The 19,236-nt window shown below is 45.6% G+C and carries 19 protein-coding genes and 2 tRNA genes; 14 read left to right on the plus strand and 7 right to left on the minus strand.

The genetic code is table 11. The annotated features are described in order from the left end of the window. Window positions 1-21: 21 nt before the first annotated feature. Both ileS and BMY60_RS01615 read right to left on the minus strand, forming a co-directional pair. Window positions 22-2,853 (minus strand): isoleucine--tRNA ligase, encoded by a 2,832-nt coding sequence (ileS, locus tag BMY60_RS01610; protein WP_090330680.1) that lies wholly within the window; start codon window positions 2,851-2,853, stop codon window positions 22-24. A 128-nt stretch (window positions 2,854-2,981) separates the two neighbouring features. After that, window positions 2,982-3,965, minus strand: a complete 984-nt coding sequence (locus tag BMY60_RS01615) for a bifunctional riboflavin kinase/FAD synthetase (RefSeq protein WP_090330681.1) — start codon at window positions 3,963-3,965, stop codon at window positions 2,982-2,984. Between the two features lie 170 nt (window positions 3,966-4,135). On the opposite strand from BMY60_RS01615, the gene BMY60_RS01620 reads away from it, so the two are divergent. Together BMY60_RS01620 and BMY60_RS01625 are read left to right on the plus strand one after the other, a co-directional pair. Continuing rightward, window positions 4,136-4,954: a glycine/sarcosine N-methyltransferase gene (locus tag BMY60_RS01620; protein WP_090330683.1), complete on the plus strand. Its 819-nt coding sequence runs from the start codon at window positions 4,136-4,138 to the stop codon at window positions 4,952-4,954. Window position 4,955: 1 nt separating this feature from the next. Continuing rightward, window positions 4,956-5,813, plus strand: a complete 858-nt coding sequence (locus tag BMY60_RS01625; RefSeq protein WP_090330773.1) for an SAM-dependent methyltransferase — start codon at window positions 4,956-4,958, stop codon at window positions 5,811-5,813. A 153-nt stretch (window positions 5,814-5,966) separates the two neighbouring features. Here BMY60_RS01625 and BMY60_RS01630 read toward each other — a convergent pair whose 3' ends face one another. From BMY60_RS01630 to gpmA, 4 genes are all read right to left on the minus strand, one after another. Then, a complete protein-coding gene (locus tag BMY60_RS01630) occupies window positions 5,967-6,716 on the minus strand; it encodes a HesA/MoeB/ThiF family protein (RefSeq protein WP_090330684.1) in 750 nt (249 codons plus the stop codon). Between the two features lie 23 nt (window positions 6,717-6,739). Next, a complete protein-coding gene (locus tag BMY60_RS01635) occupies window positions 6,740-8,143 on the minus strand; it encodes a S41 family peptidase (protein ID WP_090330686.1) in 1,404 nt (467 codons plus the stop codon). Window positions 8,144-8,337: 194 nt separating this feature from the next. Next, on the minus strand, window positions 8,338-9,534 hold the full coding sequence (locus BMY60_RS01640; RefSeq protein ID WP_143057323.1) for a murein hydrolase activator EnvC family protein: 1,197 nt from the start codon (window positions 9,532-9,534) through the stop codon (window positions 8,338-8,340). Window positions 9,535-9,624: 90 nt separating this feature from the next. After that, entirely contained in the window at window positions 9,625-10,374 is a 750-nt protein-coding gene (gene gpmA / locus BMY60_RS01645) for a 2,3-diphosphoglycerate-dependent phosphoglycerate mutase (protein WP_090330689.1), read from the minus strand. Window positions 10,375-10,732: 358 nt separating this feature from the next. Here gpmA and BMY60_RS01650 point away from each other — a divergent pair, with 358 nt between their 5' ends. The 9 genes from BMY60_RS01650 (at window position 10,733) to BMY60_RS01690 (ending at window position 16,251) form a co-directional block, all read left to right on the plus strand. After that, window positions 10,733-11,170 carry a rhodanese-like domain-containing protein gene (locus BMY60_RS01650; protein ID WP_090330690.1) on the plus strand — a complete coding sequence of 146 codons (438 nt, stop codon included), beginning with the start codon at window positions 10,733-10,735 and terminating at the stop codon, window positions 11,168-11,170. Between the two features lie 4 nt (window positions 11,171-11,174). Further along, window positions 11,175-11,432, plus strand: a complete 258-nt coding sequence (grxC, locus tag BMY60_RS01655; protein ID WP_090330692.1) for a glutaredoxin 3 — start codon at window positions 11,175-11,177, stop codon at window positions 11,430-11,432. An 88-nt stretch (window positions 11,433-11,520) separates the two neighbouring features. Next, window positions 11,521-11,982 carry a protein-export chaperone SecB gene (gene secB, locus BMY60_RS01660; protein ID WP_090330693.1) on the plus strand — a complete coding sequence of 154 codons (462 nt, stop codon included), beginning with the start codon at window positions 11,521-11,523 and terminating at the stop codon, window positions 11,980-11,982. 13 nt (window positions 11,983-11,995) lie between these two features. After that, window positions 11,996-12,502, plus strand: coding sequence for an SH3 domain-containing protein (locus BMY60_RS01665; RefSeq protein ID WP_090330695.1), 507 nt, complete (start codon window positions 11,996-11,998; stop codon window positions 12,500-12,502). Continuing rightward, window positions 12,499-13,494 carry an NAD(P)H-dependent glycerol-3-phosphate dehydrogenase gene (locus BMY60_RS01670; protein ID WP_090330696.1) on the plus strand — a complete coding sequence of 332 codons (996 nt, stop codon included), beginning with the start codon at window positions 12,499-12,501 and terminating at the stop codon, window positions 13,492-13,494. The genes BMY60_RS01665 and BMY60_RS01670 overlap by 4 nt, the downstream gene beginning before the upstream one ends. A gap of 231 nt (window positions 13,495-13,725) precedes the next feature. Further along, window positions 13,726-13,998 (plus strand): HU family DNA-binding protein, encoded by a 273-nt coding sequence (locus BMY60_RS01675; protein ID WP_090330698.1) that lies wholly within the window; start codon window positions 13,726-13,728, stop codon window positions 13,996-13,998. A 16-nt stretch (window positions 13,999-14,014) separates the two neighbouring features. Continuing rightward, a tRNA-Val gene (locus BMY60_RS01680) sits at window positions 14,015-14,090 on the plus strand. A gap of 20 nt (window positions 14,091-14,110) precedes the next feature. Continuing rightward, window positions 14,111-14,187: transfer RNA gene (locus BMY60_RS01685), tRNA-Asp, on the plus strand. 183 nt (window positions 14,188-14,370) lie between these two features. Continuing rightward, entirely contained in the window at window positions 14,371-16,251 is a 1,881-nt protein-coding gene (locus BMY60_RS01690; protein WP_090330699.1) for a SurA N-terminal domain-containing protein, read from the plus strand. Window positions 16,252-16,346: 95 nt separating this feature from the next. On the opposite strand, the gene ispB is transcribed toward BMY60_RS01690, so the two are convergent. Further along, on the minus strand, window positions 16,347-17,315 hold the full coding sequence (gene ispB, locus BMY60_RS01695) for an octaprenyl diphosphate synthase (protein WP_090330701.1): 969 nt from the start codon (window positions 17,313-17,315) through the stop codon (window positions 16,347-16,349). A gap of 148 nt (window positions 17,316-17,463) precedes the next feature. On the opposite strand from ispB, the gene rplU reads away from it, so the two are divergent. From rplU to cgtA, 3 genes are all read left to right on the plus strand, one after another. Next, window positions 17,464-17,775, plus strand: coding sequence for a 50S ribosomal protein L21 (rplU, locus tag BMY60_RS01700; protein ID WP_090330702.1), 312 nt, complete (start codon window positions 17,464-17,466; stop codon window positions 17,773-17,775). 20 nt (window positions 17,776-17,795) lie between these two features. After that, on the plus strand, window positions 17,796-18,053 hold the full coding sequence (gene rpmA / locus BMY60_RS01705) for a 50S ribosomal protein L27 (protein ID WP_090330704.1): 258 nt from the start codon (window positions 17,796-17,798) through the stop codon (window positions 18,051-18,053). 119 nt (window positions 18,054-18,172) lie between these two features. Then, the gene (gene cgtA, locus BMY60_RS01710) at window positions 18,173-19,201 is read left to right on the plus strand and encodes an Obg family GTPase CgtA (RefSeq protein ID WP_090330705.1); all 1,029 of its coding nucleotides are present in this window, start codon (window positions 18,173-18,175) and stop codon (window positions 19,199-19,201) included. The last annotated feature ends 35 nt before the right edge of the window (window positions 19,202-19,236 follow it).

Here is a 19,236-nt window from a genome sequence, read left to right on the forward strand (position 1 = left end):
AATTGCAACCTTGATCATTGATCATGCGTGTTGTCTGTATTCTCCTGTGCCATCGAGATTGGATACACAGCGTCCGCATAATGTGGGATGTCCCGGGTTCTGACCGACGTCGCTGCGATAATGCCAGCAGCGTTCGCATTTCGGATGCATACTTGGTGTAACTGTAACCACAATTTCCTGTGAGTTATCAGCCGCTTCCAAACTGGATTCCGAAGTGATCAGAACAAACCGTAAGTCATTTCCAAGAGATTGCAGCAACGCCAAATCACCGCCGCCTGCACGGATATTGACCGTTGCGGCCAAAGATGATCCGATCTTGCCTTGCGCTCTGGCGTCTTCGAGCTTTTTCAGTACCTGGGCGCGTAATGTTCGAATTCTACTCCAGCGTTCGCATAATTGCTGTGTGTCAGACTGCTCAGGAAAACGATGCCAAGTATGCAGCAACACGCTGTCTTCAGGTTGACCGGCCAGGTGTTCCCAGGTTTCTTCGGAGGTAAAGCTCAGGATGGGCGCAAACAGGCGTACCAGGCTGTGTGAGATATGATAGAGCGCGCTTTGCGCGGCGCGGCGCGGCTGGCTGCCGGCTGCAGCGGTATATAATCGGTCTTTAAGAATGTCCAGATAAAAGCCTCCCAGATCTTCAGAGCAGAAATTGTGCAGTTTATGTACAATCTGATGGAACTCATAGCGGTCATAAATCTGTACGAGCTCGTTCTGGAAATCGCTGCTGTATGCCAGCATATAACGATCGATTTCCAGCCAGTCCGCAATCGTCAGCATATCTTTCCGTGGATCGAAATCGGCCAGATTGGCCAGCAGAAAGCGCAGTGTGTTACGGATGCGGCGGTAGCTTTCAACGACTCGCTTGAGAATTTCTTCTGAAATCGAAAGTTCTCCGGAATAATCGGTAGATGCAACCCACAGGCGTAAAATGTCGGCGCCATAGGTGTCCATGACTTTCTGCGGCGCGATTACATTACCTTTGGACTTGCTCATCTTATGGCCGCTGCCATCAACGACAAAGCCATGTGTGAGCAGCGACCGGTACGGGGCATGGCCGTCAATGGCGCAGCCGGTCAGCAACGAGGATTGGAACCAGCCGCGATGCTGGTCCGAGCCTTCCAGGTATAAATCGGCCGGGTACTCGAGCTGTAGGCTGGGTTTAATTACGGTGTCATGCGTTGTGCCCGAATCGAACCAGACGTCGAGTGTGTCGGTAAGTTTTGTATAGTTCTGGGCGTCTTCACCGAGTAACTCGGTTTCATCAAGCGAGAACCAGGCTTCAATGCCCTGCTTTTCGACTTTTTGTGCAACCTGTTCAAGCAGCGCATGTGCGCGCGGGTGTGGCTTGTGGGTTATTTTATGCACAAATAATGCCATCGGCACGCCCCAATTGCGTTGCCGGGAAACGCACCAGTCCGGACGGTTCTTAATCATGGCTTCCAGCCGCGCTCTTCCCCAGGCCGGATAAAAACGGGTGCTGTCAACAGCCTGCATGGCAAGGCTTCGCAATGGTTTTTTCAGACCGGCAGCATCAGCGTTTGTGTCAGGATTTTTCTCCAGATTCATGCCGATGAACCATTGCGGTGTTGAGCGGAAAATAATCGGCGTTTTATGCCGCCAGCAATGCGGATAGCTATGTTCTATTTTTTTCAAACAGAGCAGGGAATGGCCGGCCTGTAACGCGTCGATGACGATGTCGTTCGCTTTCCAAACGAATAAACCGCCGACCAGAGGCTTGTCTGCCATAAATTTGCCATCGCCGTCGACCGGACTCTCGTTAGGCAAGCCGTACTGTTGACCGGCAAAATAGTCATCCAGGCCATGGGCGGGGGCGGTATGCACCAGTCCGGTGCCGGCTTCCAGCGTGACATGCCTGCCGCAGATGATTTTGACGCCACGGTTTTCGAACGGGTGCTGCAGGGGCAGATATTCAAGCGCCTGTCCCTTGCATTGACCCAGCGTTTTCCCTTTTAGGCCGTAACGCTCCAGACAGACCTGTTTCAATTCGGCCGCCAGCAGGAGCAAGCCCCGTTCTGTTTGAATCAGTTCATAATCAAAATCGGGGTGTATGCAGACTGCCTGGTTGGCCGGCAGCGTCCAGGGCGTGGTTGTCCAAATGACTGCCATGATTTTGTTGCCGGACAGGGTGCCGGTGCTAAGTTTGAAGGCAGTTTGCAACTGCATTCCGGCGTCATCGGTATTTGTCTGAATGATGTCAAAACCAACGTCGATTGCCGAAGAAGTTTTATCTTCGTATTCGACTTCCGCTTCTGCCAAGGCAGAACCGCAATCAATACACCAGTTAACCGGTTTTTGTCCCTGATACAGATAGCCATTCTGATAAATTTTTCCCAGTGCGCGAATAATATCCGCTTCAGTCTGGAAATTCATGGTGAGATAGGCCTGATCCCAGTCGCCCAAAACACCCAAGCGAATAAAATCGGTTTTTTGGCGCGTAATTTGTTCCGCTGCAAATGTGCGGCAGAGTTCACGCACTTTACCGGCAGGCAGCTGCTTGCCGTATTTTTTTTCTATTTGATGTTCGATCGGCAGGCCGTGGCAGTCCCATCCCGGAATATAGGGCGCATCGAAACCAGCCAGCGTTTTACTTTTTATAATAATGTCCTTGAGAATTTTATTGACGGCATGTCCGATATGAATGTCGCCGTTTGCATACGGCGGCCCGTCGTGCAGTGTAAATTTGGGGCGCCCCTTACTTGCAGCACGGATTTTCTGATACAGTTTTTTTTGCTGCCAGGAGTCGAGCATTGCGGGTTCCCGTTTAGCGAGATTGCCGCGCATTGGAAAAGGTGTGTCGAGCAGGTTAAGCGTTTTTTTATAATCAGTCATGAAAAATGTTTAAAATCGTTCCGGGTCGATGCAGCTAGCAAATAATTGCGCTGCACAATCTTATATGAATCAGCATTGAGTGTTGCTGTTTTATGACATCATGTTGTATTTAAGCGAATTATACGTGATTACAATTTTTTACACGATTCAATTGCAAAATCGTTTTTATCAATTGCCTGATTAAAAAATTGTTTTGCCTGTGTAATGTCTCTTTTAATTTGTTGAGTAAGCGTTCTTAAATCAGGATATTTTTCTTCATCACGCAGTTTATGCAGAAAATCGACCTGCAAATGATGACCGTAAATCGACTGATCAAAATTAAATAAATGGACTTCCAGCGCCGGTTTGCCGTTTTTATGAACCGTTGGCCTGACGCCAAGACTGGCAACGCCCGGCAGTACAACGGATGGGTCCGACTGAACGGTGCCGAACACGTTAACCGCAAAAATGCCAGATACCGGCGGGCGGTTGTGTTTGATCTGAATATTGGCAGTTGGAAAACCCAGTTTTTTCCCCAGTTTTTCGCCGTCTATGACACGGCCACTGATACTAAACGGTCTGCCTAAAAAACGGCGCGCTGTGAGCAGGTCACCGGTCTCCAATAATTTTCTGATATGGCTGCTTGACACACGCTGTTTTTCGATTAAAAAGCTCGGCATTTTTTCCACTTCGAAACCGTTTTGTGCTGATAATGCTTTCAACAGGGCAAAATTCCCGGCTCGGCGCGCTCCAAAACGAAAGTCGTCTCCAACCAGCAGCCAGCGCACAGAAAGCTCATGATTCAGTATCCTCTCAATAAACGTTTCAGGACTTATCTTTGCGAAATCATAGTTGAAGCGGTATACTCGTACATAATCAACTTTCAATCTGGCCAGTTGCTGCATTTTTTTCCTGAAGCTGGTGAGACGAGTAGGTGCTTGATCTGGCGCGAAAAATTCGCGTGGATGCGGTTCAAAAGTCATGACACAAGCAGCTATTCCTAGTTTGTCTGCAGTTTCCTTCAAACGGGATAGTATGGCTTGGTGGCCTAAATGTACGCCGTCAAAGTTGCCGATTGTCAGCGCAAGCGGTGTCTTATAATTTGGTGAAGGCTTGCTTCGCCAGATTTGCATGTAAAGTAACCTGAAAATAATAATTTTAGCTCGATTTTGCCAGACTGGTCCAGGTTTGCGCTAGATTGTGACCGATAGACAACGATTGACTCTGGAATTTTTCCGGTGTTTTGTGTCGCTGTTTTGGTAATTACTGCTACAGCAGTTTTTTACACTTCATGGAGAACGAAATGAATACTACATCGATTAAAACAAAACAGGATTATGGTTCCGATCCGGTATCGGTTCGCGAAACGGACCAATACCGTGCAGAATATGTGCATGCATTCGTACAAAAATGGGATTCACTGATTGATTGGAATGCGCGGATTGAATCGGAAGGCTCTTTTTTTATCGATAAGCTTAAAGAAAGAGGCTGCAAACAGGTGCTTGATGTGGCGACGGGAACCGGATTTCACTCGGTTAGATTGCTGGAAGCCGGGTTCGAAGTGGTCAGTGCGGATGGCAGCGCGGAAATGCTGTCCAAGGCATTCGCCAATGCCAGGTCACGTGGGCATATTTTGCGTACTGTACAGGCTGACTGGCGTTGGCTGAATCGTGACGTGCATCAGAAATTTGATGCGATTATCTGTCTGGGTAATTCATTTACACACTTGTTCGATGAGAATGACCGGCGTAAAGCACTTGCCGAGTTTTATGCCGCGTTGCGTCATGACGGCGTGTTAATTCTGGATCAGCGTAATTACGATGCGCTAATGGATTTCGGATTTACCTGTACGCATACCTATTATTACTGTGGTACGAATGTTTCGGTAAAACCGGTGCATGTCGACAAGGGATTGGCGCGGTTTGAGTACTGTTTTCCCGATGGCGATAAATATTTTTTGAATATGTTTCCACTCAGAAAGGATTACACAAAACGGCTGATGCAAGAAGTTGGTTTTCAGCATACTGAAACGTTTGGAGATTTTCAGGAGACGTACCGGGAAAGCGAACCAGATTTTTTTATTCATATCGCCGAAAAAGCCTATCAATCAACCGATGAATAATATGAATTCAAGTAAAACACAGTCCGCCGCTGTTGAAACCGCGCGTGATTACTATAACAGCGACGATGCTGATCATTTTTACAGTACGATATGGGGTGGAGAAGACATTCATATCGGCTTATATGAAGACCTTGATGAACCGATTAATGTGGCGAGTCATCGAACTGTGCAGACCATGGCAGACTGCCTGTCAGAGTTGAAAGCTGACCAAGTTGTTCTTGACTTGGGATCCGGTTACTGTGGTGCCGCCCGTTATCTTGCGAAAACTTATGGTGTGCAGGTAAAGGCGGTAAATTTAAGTGAAATTGAGAACCAGCGCGCGCGCGAACTGAATTTGGCTGCGCATCTGTCTGAAAAAATTCAGGTGATTGACGGTAGCTTTGAATCACTGCCGTTCGAAAGCGCCGAGGGTACAACTGGTTTTGATGTTATCTGGTCACAGGATGCAATTTTGCACAGTGCACAACGTGAGCAGGTATTGGCAGAGGCCTTTCGAGTGCTAAAACCGGGCGGGTACTTTGTTTTTACCGATCCGATGCAGGCCGATGACTGCCCGCCTGGTGTTTTGCAACCGATACTTGACCGCATTCATCTGCCCTCATTAGGCTCGCCAGGCTTTTATCGCCAGGTTGCAGAACGGTTGGGTTTTGATGTGGTCAAGTTTGATAATCTTACTCAGCAGTTGATCAACCATTATCAACGTGTTCTTGATGAAACCGAGCGGCATACCAGTGAATTAATTGGAAAGATCGATCCGGCTTATATTGAACGTATGAAAGCCGGCTTGAACCATTGGATAGACGGCGGTAAGCATGGCTATCTGGCCTGGGGAATTTTTCTGCTGCAAAAACCAGAGTGAAAGATTTAAAGAGATAAGATCAAGTATGGTCTGTATTAACAAAATGTTTGTCTAAAAACAAGTAGCTGCTAAGAATCCATGTTTGGTGTGTATCTGACCAAAACATGAAATAAAAAGCCGTCAGGGTTGTTATCAATGCAGAACAAGAAACTTTCAGTTGAGTTGACATAACTCACAGAAAGGATCCTTCTTGAGTTTGATTGTACGCCAGTTCATGGTGAGACCGTCTAATAACAGAAGTCTGCCATTTAACGTTTTGCCGATATTCAACAATATTTTGAGCGTCTCCGCGGCCTGAATACTGCCGATAATCCCAACCAGTGGAGAGAAGATACCCATGATTGCACATGGCATATCCTCTGATTCTCCGTGCAGTGGATAGAGACAATGATAACAAGGACTGTGTTGCAGACGTAAATCAAAAACCGATACTTGCGCTTCGAACCGAACCGCCGCCCCCGAGATTAAAGGCTTTTGGAGTGCAACACAGGCCTTATTGATGCTGTGACGTGTTGCAAAATTATCACTTGCATCTATGACTGCGTCTGATACCGCAACAAGTTGTTGCAAATCAGCTTCTTTTACATGGTTTGGATAGGAAATAACGTTTATTTCCGGATTGAGTCTGGACAATGTGTGTTGCGCCGATTCCGTTTTGGACAAACCTATTGCGCTTGAAGGATGTACGATTTGGCGCTGGAGATTGGTAAGATCTACGGTGTCGCCGTCACAGATTGTCAGTTTTCCAATACCGCTGGCGGCAAGATAAAGCGCAGCCGGCGATCCCAGACCGCCGGCTCCTATAATCAGTACATGTGTCTTAAGCAGTTTTTCCTGACCCGAAATGTCAATTTCGGGAAGCAAAATATGGCGACTGTACCGGAGCAACTGGCGATTATTCAAGTGTGGGTTGCTTCGGAGAAATGCTAGCCGCCTGCGCTGTCAACCTTCTTTTCAGGCGATGCGGTGATGCCTTTAAAGTAATTCATGGCTTGAATAAGCAACAGATCATCCTCGGATCCAAACTCAATCGGGCCGCGATCATCGTCTTTTTTAGGCTTGTTGGCCGGTTCTTCGGCAGTTTTTTCAACTGCGGTCTTCTTTTCGCTTTTTTGACCGTTGCTTATATGGCGACTTAAATCCGCTTCGCGCAAACGTTGGTCGTCGTCTGTTGATTCATCCAATATATCCGGCGTAATACCGGTTGCCTGGATGGAATGTCCGTTAGGCGTATAATAGAGCGCTGTGGTCAGTTTAATAGCGGTGTCGTTGCCCAATGGCAACACGGTTTGCACAGAACCCTTGCCGAATGTTTGTGAACCCATAACGATGGAACGTTTGTGATCCTGCAGCGCGCCAGCCACAATTTCAGAGGCTGATGCTGATCCTCCGTTGACTAAGGTGATCATGGGTACAGTCTTAACTTCAGATGGTAAATCTCGCAGATAATCTCTGCCATGGCCGCGAAGATAATACTCGGGATTGGCGTGTAATCGCATTTTTGCATCCGCAGTACGACCTTCAGTATAAACGACCAGTGCATTTTCCGGTAGAAAAGCAGACGATACGGCAACTGCACCATTCAATAATCCGCCCGGATCATTGCGTAAATCAAGAATTAGTCCTTGCATGGGCGTGGTGCTTTCAGAAAAAAGCGTTTTAATGGCTTTGGCCAGATTCTCACCGGTATGTTCCTGAAATTGAGTAATGCGGATATAAGCATAGCCCGGTTCCAGGAGCTTTGATTTAACACTTTGAATTTTAATAATATCGCGAACCAGATTAAATACCAGTGGTTCTTTTTCGCCTTCCCGGATTACAGTTATCTTGATAGCGGTTTTGGGCTTGCCGCGCATCAGTTTGATCGCCTCTGTGAGGGTCATGCCTTTGACTGCGGTATCATCCAGCTTGACAATCAAATCGCCGGTTTGGATGCCGGCACGGAAAGCGGGGGTGTCTTCAATTGGTGAAATTACCTTGACCAATCCGTCTTCCATGGTGACTTGAATTCCTAATCCGCCGAACTCACCATGCGTGCCAATTTGTAGTTCCTTATATTCATCCTTGTCTAGATAAGAAGAGTGGGGGTCCAAACCAACCAGCATGCCGTTGATGGCTTCAGTGATCAGCCGCTTGTCTTCCACGGATTCGACGTAATCACTCTTTATGCGCCCAAATACCTGCGCGAAAGTGCGAAGTTCTTCGATCGGCAGCGGATGCATGATTTCTGTTGAATCTCTTTTGGCGATAGCGGAAAAATTCAAGCTGAGCATCACGCCTGTGATTGCGCCAACAAAAATCAGACCTGCTTTTTTTACTATGTTACTCATGATGCTGTCTCCGCACTTACGAACTTTAAGTGATTAAAATTATAATAGGTTAAACAATTGAATTATAGATTTATACTGTTTTTTTTCAGTTGATCATACATTAAAAACAAACCTAAATGCTGGTTATATGGCGATTTGGTCTGTTTAAAGACGTGTTTTTAAAAAATTTTGGGCCAACTGTCCGTATACATCACTCATTCTATTTTGATCCATGTCAACGGATCAAATGCTTTGCCTTTGTGACGCAACTCAAAATACAGACCAGCTTCAGGATTGCCGCCACTATTGCCTACTGTTGCGATGGTATCGCCACTTTTAACTATTTCACCAACTTGCTTTAGAAGCATTTCATTGTTGCCGTACAGGCTCATATAATCCTGTGAATGGTCAATAATGATAAGATTGCCAAATCCGCGCAGCCAATCAGCGAAAACTACTTGTCCAGTTGCGATAACCTTGACGTCGCTGCCTGCAGCTGAACGGATAAACAAACCTTTCCACTTTACATGCCTACCTGAACGTTGACCACCAAAACGGTGCACAAGTTTCCCGCGAACCGGCAAATTCAATTTACCTTTAAGTGTTTTGAATGCGCTATCTTGGTGTTTGGAATTCGGGAGGCGCGTATTATTTAGTGTGTTACGTTGATTTTCCTGCTTAAATATCCTGGTTATCTCATTAACTAATTTTGTAATGCGCTGTTCATCCCGAATAAGTTTACCAATTTCATTGTGTTGTTGTTCGATTTCTTTGGAAATGCGTGCAAGCGTAGTTTTATGTTTTAACTGTTCTTGTTTGAGTTGTTGGCTTTGATGCGCATATTCAGTTTCAATAGAAAAGAACTGTGCTCTTTTCTCACGAACCGATTGTGCGAGTGTCTGTAATTGATTCAAGCCGTTATGAAGATTGTCGATATGCGTTGCGCGCGCGTCGAAGAGTTGCTGATAGTAATATATGTCGCGTGCAATCTGGTTGGGGTCCTGTAGATTTAATAGCGTGCGCAAATAGTTTCTTTCGTTTCCCAGATATTGTTGAAAAAGTAATTCGCTCAATTGATCTTGTTCCGCTTCCATAATTAGTTTGAGCTGTCTGTGCTGAGTCGATACCCTTTTCAGGGCATCTTCGATTTTTTGTTTGTCTTTTTTTAACTGGAATTGCTTGCGCTTAATGTCGCTGATAGCATGTTCAGTGTCGCGCAACGCATCAACAGCATCCTGTTTGTTTATTTCCTGAGCTGCCAATTCGGTGTGCAGTACTTTGATACGGCTGCGCAATTTTTCCAACTGCTGTTGCTTTTCTGAAGCGTTTGCGGGAGAGTGGCACAGCAACAGGATACAGCTTAAGACGAGAAAGACTGATGAAGAAGAAATTGTGAATTGTGCTGGTTTCACGTCCGGTTATGTATTCTCGAGTGATCGAAAAGTCGCTTTGTTGGCATGCATCAGCGGCCTGGCTGAAAAATGCGCCTTATTTACTGCCGGTTATCCTGCTGATCTTCCTTGATTAGCCACTTTTTGCATGGCATCTTGAATCAGCGTCTGGTCACCCAGGTAATAACTGCGTAACGGGGCGAGCTGGTCGTCCAATTCATAAATTAACGGGATGCCAGTCGGAATGTTGCAATTGAGAATTTCCTGATCTGGAATATCGTCAAGATATTTTATTAGAGCCCGCAGGGAATTGCCATGGGCTGTAATGATAATTTTTTTTCCTGATTGGATCTGAGGTGCGATAAATTCTTTCCAGTAAGGCAGAAATCTGGCAACAGTATCCTTAAGGCATTCCGCTCGTGGTAATTCAGCATGGCTAAGATATTTATATCGTATATCCGCACCGGGATATCGTTCATCATCAAGACTCAGCTCTGGCGGTCTGGTGTCATAACTGCGCCGCCAGATTAACACCTGCTCATCACCGAATTTGGTGGCAGTTTCTGCTTTGTTTAGCCCTTGCAAAGCACCATAGTGCCGCTCATTAAGCCGCCAGGTATTGTGTATGGGCAACCACATCAAATCCATGACGTCAAGTGTGATCCATAATGTACGAATGGCGCGTTTGAGTACTGATGTATAAGCAATATCGAAGACAAAGCCGGCTTCATTCAGTAGCTTGCCGGCATTCCGGGCTTCTTCAATACCTTTGGGTGTTAAATCAACATCTGTCCAGCCCGTAAAACGGTTTTCTCTGTTCCAGATACTTTCTCCATGACGAAGAAGAACGATTTTTTTCATGTATTATTTGGGATTGTGAGTTGCGTTTTTTTCTTTGTGAATGTGCAGTGCAATATTTTACTCGATTTTGCTGTATTACACAGCATCTGTCTGATTTTTGTGGTGAATTAATTTTTTTTGGCCTAAAGTGTTTCATGTTTCATACAACAAATAATGTGTGAAATGCCGAAGGAAGCAGTTTTGAATTTGATATGGAAGTTATAAATAGCGGATTGCTGAGGTGAAAATTTATGCGCTTGGACAAACAACTGACATACGAGTTTAATTCGGGGGATAAGGGCGAAGCGATTTTTTCTGGTTTCTGATAAAATCAGCTGATTGACAGAAATACAATAAAACACAGGAATAAAACATTTTTATGGATGAGTCATCAATATTTCAGGATTACTTTTTACTTCGAAGCGAGAACATTTTTTTTGTGATTGCAGCGATTGTGAGTGCTGTATTGCTGATATGGCCTGCAATTACAAAGCGCGGCACAAAAGAAATTGATACGCGTAAGGCGATAGAATTGATTAATTATGAAGATGCAGTTGTACTTGACGTGAGGGATGACAGTGAATTTGTTACGGGCCATTTGCCCAATTCAAAACATATACCCACAGAAAAAATTGAAGATCGCTGGGTGGAATTGTCAAAATTCAAGGAAAAGCCTATTGTCGTCATTTATAAAAGTGGTATACGATCCGGTCATGCAAGTAATGTGTTGTTTAAAAATGGATTTAAAAAGGTGCATAACTTGATGGGTGGTATTGATGCCTGGAAGCGCGCCAGTCTTCCTGTCGTCAAGAGATAAACCAATGAGCAAGGTGACCATGTACACAACAGGGTTTTGCCCTTATTGCAAAATGGCAGAAAAATTGCTGCGCTCCAGGGGAGTGGAAAAAATTGAAGAGATTCGGATTGATCTTGATCCCGAACAGCGTAATGAAATGATGGGTAAAACAGGACGCAGAACGGTTCCCCAAATATACATTGGAGAAAAGCACATTGGCGGATACGATGATCTGGCACGATTGGATCACGAAGGAGAATTGGTACCCTTGCTGGTACCCTAGTACCTAGTACTCTGGCAATATCATATTGGTAGAGTACTAGTTTGAGAATGTATACGAATTAACACCGTAAGTAAGGCAAAATTATAAAATGAGCGAGCAACAGCAGCCAGCGTTTAATATTGAAAAAATTTATGTGAAAGATTTGTCGCTTGAAATCCCGAATGCACCGAGCATATTTCTAGAGCGTGAAGCCCCTCAGGTTAATCTGCAACTCAACACACAAAGTCATGTAATAAAAGAAGGGCTTTACGAGGTTTTAGTGATAGTAACGGTTACAGCTAAAGTCAAAGATCAAGTGATGTTTTTGGTCGAGGTGCAGCAGGCCGGTATTTTCAGGATAAGCAATGTGCCTGAAAAAGAGATTGCGCCGGTTCTCGGTATTGGGTGTCCTAATATTATATTTCCCTATTTGAGGGAAACGGTTTCAGACATCGTAACGCGTGCCGGGTTTCCGCCAGTGATTCTCAATCCGGTCAATTTTGAAGCGGTTTATAATCAAAATCAGCAGCGCGCCAATTCAGAAGATTCTGAAAAAAACAGTAATCATTAACTGGTCGGCTAGAATGAGTTATTTTCAGCATATCTCATATATTTTACAAGCAGGCAAGCAAGCGTGTTTGCATGGCGCCTGGGCAAATGTTCTTCTGGCAGGTGTGCTATGTGTGGCGCCCTCTCTTGTGAAAGCCGACATGGATTTTTTTTCAACTGCTGAGAATGTCACCATTATGTACGACGCACCGTCTGTAAAGTCAGGTAAATTATTTGTTGCCGGTGCAAACTTGCCTGTAGAAGTGGTTGTCAATGTCGAAGGCTGGGTCAAAGTACGTGACAGCAGTGGAAGTTTGGCCTGGATTGAGAAAAGAAATCTTAAAAAACAACGGTTTGTTATTGTGACGGTGCCTATGGCTGACATATACCATAAAACAGATGAAGGTGCTGAGCTGGTTTTCCAGGCACAGCAACATGTGGTTCTGGAGTGGCTCGACTCAAGCATCCCGGGTTGGGTTAGAGTGCGTCATCAGGATGGGCAAAGCGGTTTTGTTAAAGCCAGCCAGGTCTGGGGTTCATGAATCTTGCCATATTGGGTGCAGGGGCATGGGGAACAGCGCTTGCCATCAATCTGTCGGCACGTCATCAGGTAACACTCTGGACAAAGGAGGCGGGTCATCTGTCAGAATTGATGACCAACCGTGCCAATTTGAGTTTTTTCCCCGATTTTCCATTATCTGACGCTATATACCTGACGGCTTCACTTGCTGAGGCGCTTGAGAATACGGATCTGGTTTTAATTGTTGTTCCGGTAGCCGGTTTTGGCGATATTTTGCGTAGTATTGCTAAAATTAACGTGAAAGCGCCTGTTATCTGGGGATGTAAAGGATTCGAGCCAAAGGCAGCCAAGTTGCCGCACCAGGTTGTTGCAGATGTGTTTTCAGATAATGAACTGACCTGCGGCGTTATCTCCGGACCTAGTTTTGCTGAAGAGGTTGCGCGGGGCTTGCCGACTGCCTTGACCCTTGCGTCTGAAAATGATGATTTTTCCCGTGAAATGGCCAATCAGCTGCATAGCAAAAATTTACGCATTTACACGAGCCGGGATATGATTGGTGTAGAAACAGGCGGCGCTATTAAAAATGTTATTACCATTGCCGCTGGCATATCCGATGGTATGGGGTATGGTCACAATGCGCGCGCAGCACTCATTACACGCGGATTGATGGAGATTACACGTCTGGGGCTGGCGTTGGGTGGAAAAATGGAAACGTTCATGGGACTGGCTGGTGTTGGTGATCTGTTGTTGACTTGTACCGGTGATTTGTCAAGAAACCGGCGTGTCGGGCTGCTCCTGGCGGCAGGAAAGTCCATTGGCGATATTTTAAATGAATTGGGCCATGTTGCAGAGGGTGTACATACTGCACAGGCTGTATTGCAATTGAGTCGAAAACTCAACGTCAATATGCCCATTACGGAAGCGGTTTGCAGTATTTTGCACGATGGCATGCCAGCTAGGGCTGCTGTGGAAACATTATTGAACCGTGAACCCAAAACGGAAATTTGCTTGTGAGGTTTTTGATAACAGTTAAGTAAGTTTTATATGATTATGTTATCTATCTGCTTATTTGAAAACGTTGTTTAAACAAAACTTTTGTTACGGGTACGATGCTTTTGGGATTAGCGATTTATTTTTTTAAGGAGTGATGTAATCTCTTGACCTTGTGCGGATGGCTTGATATAAGTGCGTTTGTGCAGTAGTTGCTTGTGATTTAATGACCAACAAACCTAAAAGGGGAATTATATGAACAAATCCGAACTCGTAGAAGCAATAGCAAAATCTGCTGATATTCCAAAAGCTACGGCTGGTAGTGCATTGGATGGGGCGTTGTCTGCAATAACATCTGCACTTAAAAAAAATGACACGGTGACATTAGTCGGATTTGGGACTTTTAAGGTGGGTAAGCGATCAGCCCGTACCGGGCGTAATCCTCGTACTGGTGCAGCCATTAAAATTAAAGCTGCCAAGGTTCCTAAATTTAGTGCTGGTAAAGCACTTAAAGATGCAGTAAACTAGCGGCCTTTAACAGACGGGGTGCTTAGCTCAGCTGGTAGAGCGTCGCCCTTACAAGGCGAATGTCGGCGGTTCGATCCCGTCAGCACCCACCAGTAAAAAGTGTTCATTTGTTGGAGTGGTAGTTCAGTTGGTTAGAATACCGGCCTGTCACGCCGGGGGTCGCGGGTTCGAGTCCCGTCCACTCCGCCAGTGTTCTCTATCGTATTCAATAATATGATTAATGATTATGTTTTCATCGCCTCATTTCGCCATTGGTTTGAATGAGGCGTTTTAGTTTTAACATGTATCAATTGAAAGCTGCATCATCAGTAACTGCCTTGCAATTTTTATCTGGTTTTTCACATGTCGTGTAAATAACGGGTTTTTATAGCTGTGTTTAACTTTGTCAGTCGCAAAAAACGAATTGTTCAGATAGTGCTTTTATTGGCTGTATTGCCATTCATGTTCTGGGGCGTTCAGTCTTATCGCAGTGACAGCCAAGAAGGGTATGTCGCTATTGTTGAAGGAGAGGAAATTCAGCGTCGTGAATTTGAACAGGCGCTGCGCGATCATCAGGCACGGCTGCGCGCCATGTTTGGTGGCAATTTTGACAGTGCGATGCTTGATAGTTACGAGGTGAGAGATTCTGTGCTTGAACGACTGATTCAGCAGCGTTTATTGTTTCTCGAGGCGATCAGTAATGGCTTTGCCGTCATGGATTCACAAATCGTCACCGAGATCAGCCAAATTCCGGAATTTCATCTGGATAATAAATTTTCAAAAAAACAATATGAAAATTTTTTGCGTAACGAAGGTTTGAGCCCTGTTGCATTTGAGTCGCGGGTGCGCCAGGAACTGTTATTAAGACAATTACTCGATGGTTATAGTGAATATGGTTTTATTTCTGATACGGTTGCCGACAGGGTTATCTATTTGAGTGAGGTGCAACGTGAAATCAGTCAGGCTCAAATCAAGCCAGGAGATTATTTGTCGCAGATTGAACCCGCTGAGGATGAAATTGGAGTCTACTATGATGCGCATCAGTCTGAATTTTTTCTGCCGGAGCGCGTGCGTGTTGAGTATCTGGTATTGTCACTGGAGACGCTGGCAGAAAATGAACCTGTGAGTGATGAGGCAATTCAGGCTTATTACGAAGATCATCCCAATGAATTCGGCCAGCCGGAAGAGCGGCGCGCGAGCCATATATTAATTACTGCGGCGGCGACTGCTGAAGAAGATGAAAAAATGTTCGCGCGTGAGAAGGCAGAAGATATTCTGGAACAGGTGCTGCAAAATCCGCAACAGTTTTCTGAACTCGCGGCGGAGTACTCGGATGACCCAGGGTCATCCAGCCGTGGCGGCGATCTGGGTTTTTTTGGGCGCGGCGCCATGGTCAAAGAATTTGAAGACGAAATTTTTCAAATGGAGCCGGATGAGATTCGCGGCCTCGTCCAGACTGATTTTGGTTTTCATATAATTCAGTTGACTGAAATCAAAGAAGCAAAAATTGCGGACCTGGCAGATGTCAAAAAGCAAATTGAGGAAATACTAAAGTTACAGATGGCCAGTGATATGTTTGGTGAAGCCGCCGAGGATTTTAGCAATACTGTCTATGAACAAAGTGACAGTCTTTTGCCTGCAGCCGATAAATTTCAATTGAAAATACAAGAAACCGGCTGGATCAATCGAAATTCAGATGAGCCGTCAGTACTAGCAGATCCATCCATGATGAATGCGATTTTCTCTGATGAGGCAATAGTGGATAAACGCAACACCGAGGCGGTCGAAGTAATGCCGGACACGCTCGTATCTGCGCGCGTTTTGGAGCATCGCCAGGCAACAGCCCAGTCCTTATCGGTTGTTCGCGATGAAATTGTTGAACGGCTTAAACGGCTGTTTGCTGAAGAAAAGGCTGTTGAAGAAGGTCGCGAATTACTGGCAAGTTTGCAGAATGGTGCGGAAGATACAGTTGCCTGGAGCGAACCAAAACAGGTGTCTTATATGCAGCCAGATGGTTTGAACCAAGAAGTGTTGCGTGCGATATTTAAAGCAGATACTGACAGTATGCCTGCGTACACAGGTGTTGAAAATATGCAGGGTGGGTATACTCTGATACGTATCAATCAAGTCATTAAGCCTGAAGCAATCGATGAAGAAAAACAAATAAACTTCAGCAAACAGTTACAGCAAATGAAAACCCAAGAGGAAATGTCTGCGTATCTGGATGGTATCAGGCAGCGATATGATGTTACGGTCAGGCGTGACAGCTATTAGTCATTTATTAGTATACTTTCGCAGCAGCTGTTGATTACAAGGCCTCGATTTTTCTTCAGGAGAAATCAATCATCGCTTTTTCTTGAGGTAAAGAATTAGTGATTTCGAGTAACGGCAAAACTGGCCAGTTGCATAAGGCATTCCTTGTATTCGGATTCGGGTAAGCCAATTATGGCTGTAGTGGCGGTTTCTATTTCGGACATTGCGCACTTTTTGGCATAATCCAGCGCGGCTGTTTTCCTGATGACTTCCATAACGTGTTCGAAGCCGCCCGTCCCGCCAGCTTCGATTGCGTTGCGAATCAGATTGGCCTGTTCGGTGGTGCCTGTCTGCATGGCGTAAATGAGTGGCAGTGTCGGTTTTCCTTCAGACAAATCGTCGCCCAGGTTCTTTCCGGTATCCTGGTTGTCGCCTGAATAATCCAGCACATCGTCAATGAGCTGAAATGCAGTACCCAGGTGCATGCCGTAAACGGCCATCGCTTCTTCCTGCTCTGGTGACGCATTACCCAGAATTGCACCCAGCCGGCTGGCTGCCTCAAACAGCTTTGCTGTTTTGAAGCGTATCACCTGTAGATAATTTTCTTCATTGACATTCGGGTCGCGGCAGTTCAGCAATTGTAAAACTTCGCCTTCGGCAATTGTATTGGTGGCATCGGCCAGTACCTGCATCACATCCATATTGTTGACTTCTACCATCATCTGAAAAGCGCGTGAATATAGAAAATCGCCAACCAATACGCTGGCAGCATTGCCAAACAGTGCATTGGCGGTTTCTTTGTTGCGGCGCATTTCGGATTCATCGACAACATCGTCGTGTAATAGCGTCGCTGTATGGATGAACTCTACAACCGCTGCCAGATTGTAATGAAATTTCCCTGTATAGCCAAAAGAACCTGCAGATAGAATGACTAAAGCAGGGCGCAGACGTTTGCCACCGCTGTTGATAATATATTCGCTGATCTGACGTATGAGGGCGACATGAGAGTGCAGTTTTTGCCGAATGACTTCATCTACTTTACCCATGTCTTGGGCAATTAAGCTCCTGATATGTTTTATTGACACGTTGTTACCTTGAAGAAAACGCTATGTTAGAAATGAGATACTTGTGTGTCAAGTTTAAAGACAAAACAATGTAAAATTACTCCACAAACGCGGACGGTTTGGGTATAATCACCGGTTCTGTGTAAAGTCATGTGTGGAGTTTAATATTATGTATGCGGTTATAAAGACCGGTGGCAAACAGTATCGTATCAAAATCGGAGAGAAGCTGAAAATTGAGCGGCTTGATGCCGAGGAAGGCAGTGAGTTTGTCATAGACCAAGTATTAATGATCGTTGACGGTGATAACGTTTCGATGGGAAAACCTTTTGTAGAAGGTGCTAAGGTAAGTGCGACAGTACTGGAACAGGGCAGGCATGACAAAATCCGCATTTTTAAAATGCGCCGCCGCAAACATTATCAGAAACATCAGGGACATCGACAAAATTATACCGAGATTCAGATTACTGGTATCTCTGGATAATTGTTTAGGAGTATTTAACAATGGCACATAAAAAAGCAGGCGGCAGTTCAAGAAACGGACGTGATTCAGAATCGAAACGTCTGGGCGTAAAACGATTCGGCGGTGAGTTGATTCAGGCCGGTTCTATTATTGTCAGGCAGCGTGGCACGAAGTTTCATCCGGGAGAGAATGTGGGCTTGGGCAGGGATCATACCTTATTCGCCAAAGCAACAGGAAAAGTCAGCTTTGGTGTCAGAGGCGCATTAAAACGCAAGGTTGTTGATATTATTCCAGCATAAAGACAATCAAAATTACAAGTATAAAGCTTAATTTTTCTTGTTAAAGCCCTGTCCATGTGATAGGGCTTTTTTATTTGTGGCTTTTCCAGTTCATCTTTTAGGTGGTGTCAAGTGGTTTTATGAAGTTTATTGACGAAGCAACAATACAAGTGCAAGCCGGCAAGGGCGGAGATGGCGTAGCCAGTTTCCGCCGGGAAAAGTTTATTCCCAAAGGTGGTCCCGACGGCGGGGACGGCGGTAGCGGCGGCAGTATTTACGCCATAGCGGACCGCAATCTCAATACATTGATTGATTACCGGTTTGCGCGGATATATCGGGCAAAAAACGGACAAAATGGGCGCGGTTCTGATTGCTATGGAAAAAGTGCGAAAGAGATCGAGTTGCGCATGCCGGTAGGCACCGTCGTCAAAAATATCAATACCGGCGAGGTGGTTGCTGATCTCACACGACATCAGCAAAAGGTATTGCTGGCCAAAGGTGGTGCGGGCGGTCTGGGTAATCTACATTTTAAGTCGAGCACAAATCGCACGCCGCGTCAGTTTACCTTTGGTGAAGCCGGGCAGGAATGCGAATTAAAGCTGGAACTTAAAGTGCTAGCTGATGTGGGATTGCTGGGCATGCCGAATGCCGGCAAGTCGACATTGATTCGCGCTGTGTCGGCGGCGCGACCCAAGGTGGCGGATTATCCTTTTACAACATTGAAACCTAATCTTGGCGTAGTGCGTATTGATCACAACCGCAGTTTTGTCATGGCCGATATCCCTGGCCTGATTGAAGGCGCTGCGGAAGGGGCGGGGCTGGGCCATCGTTTTTTGAGGCATTTGTCGCGTACCCGCCTGTTACTGCATTTGATCGATATGGCGCCATTCGATGAAACTGTGGATACGATGCATGAAGCAAAGGCACTGATTGATGAGCTGCGCAAATATGACGCCGCACTGCACGCTAAACCACGCTGGCTGATTCTGAATAAAGTCGATATGTTGTCCGAAAATCAGCGCAAATCTGTTTGCAGAGCGTTTGTTGAAAAACTGGGTTGGACAGACCGGTACTTCATCTTGTCTGCGTTGACCGGTGACGGATGCCAACAAATGACTTACGCCGTTATGGATTATCTGGAGCAGCATCAATCACAGACCAGCGATTAATCGGCATCATGATAAATCCGAGCAACATTTATCAG

Origin of the sequence: Nitrosomonas sp. Nm51 (assembly GCF_900111165.1) — a bacterium.
Taxonomy (GTDB): Bacteria; Pseudomonadota; Gammaproteobacteria; order Burkholderiales; family Nitrosomonadaceae; genus Nitrosomonas.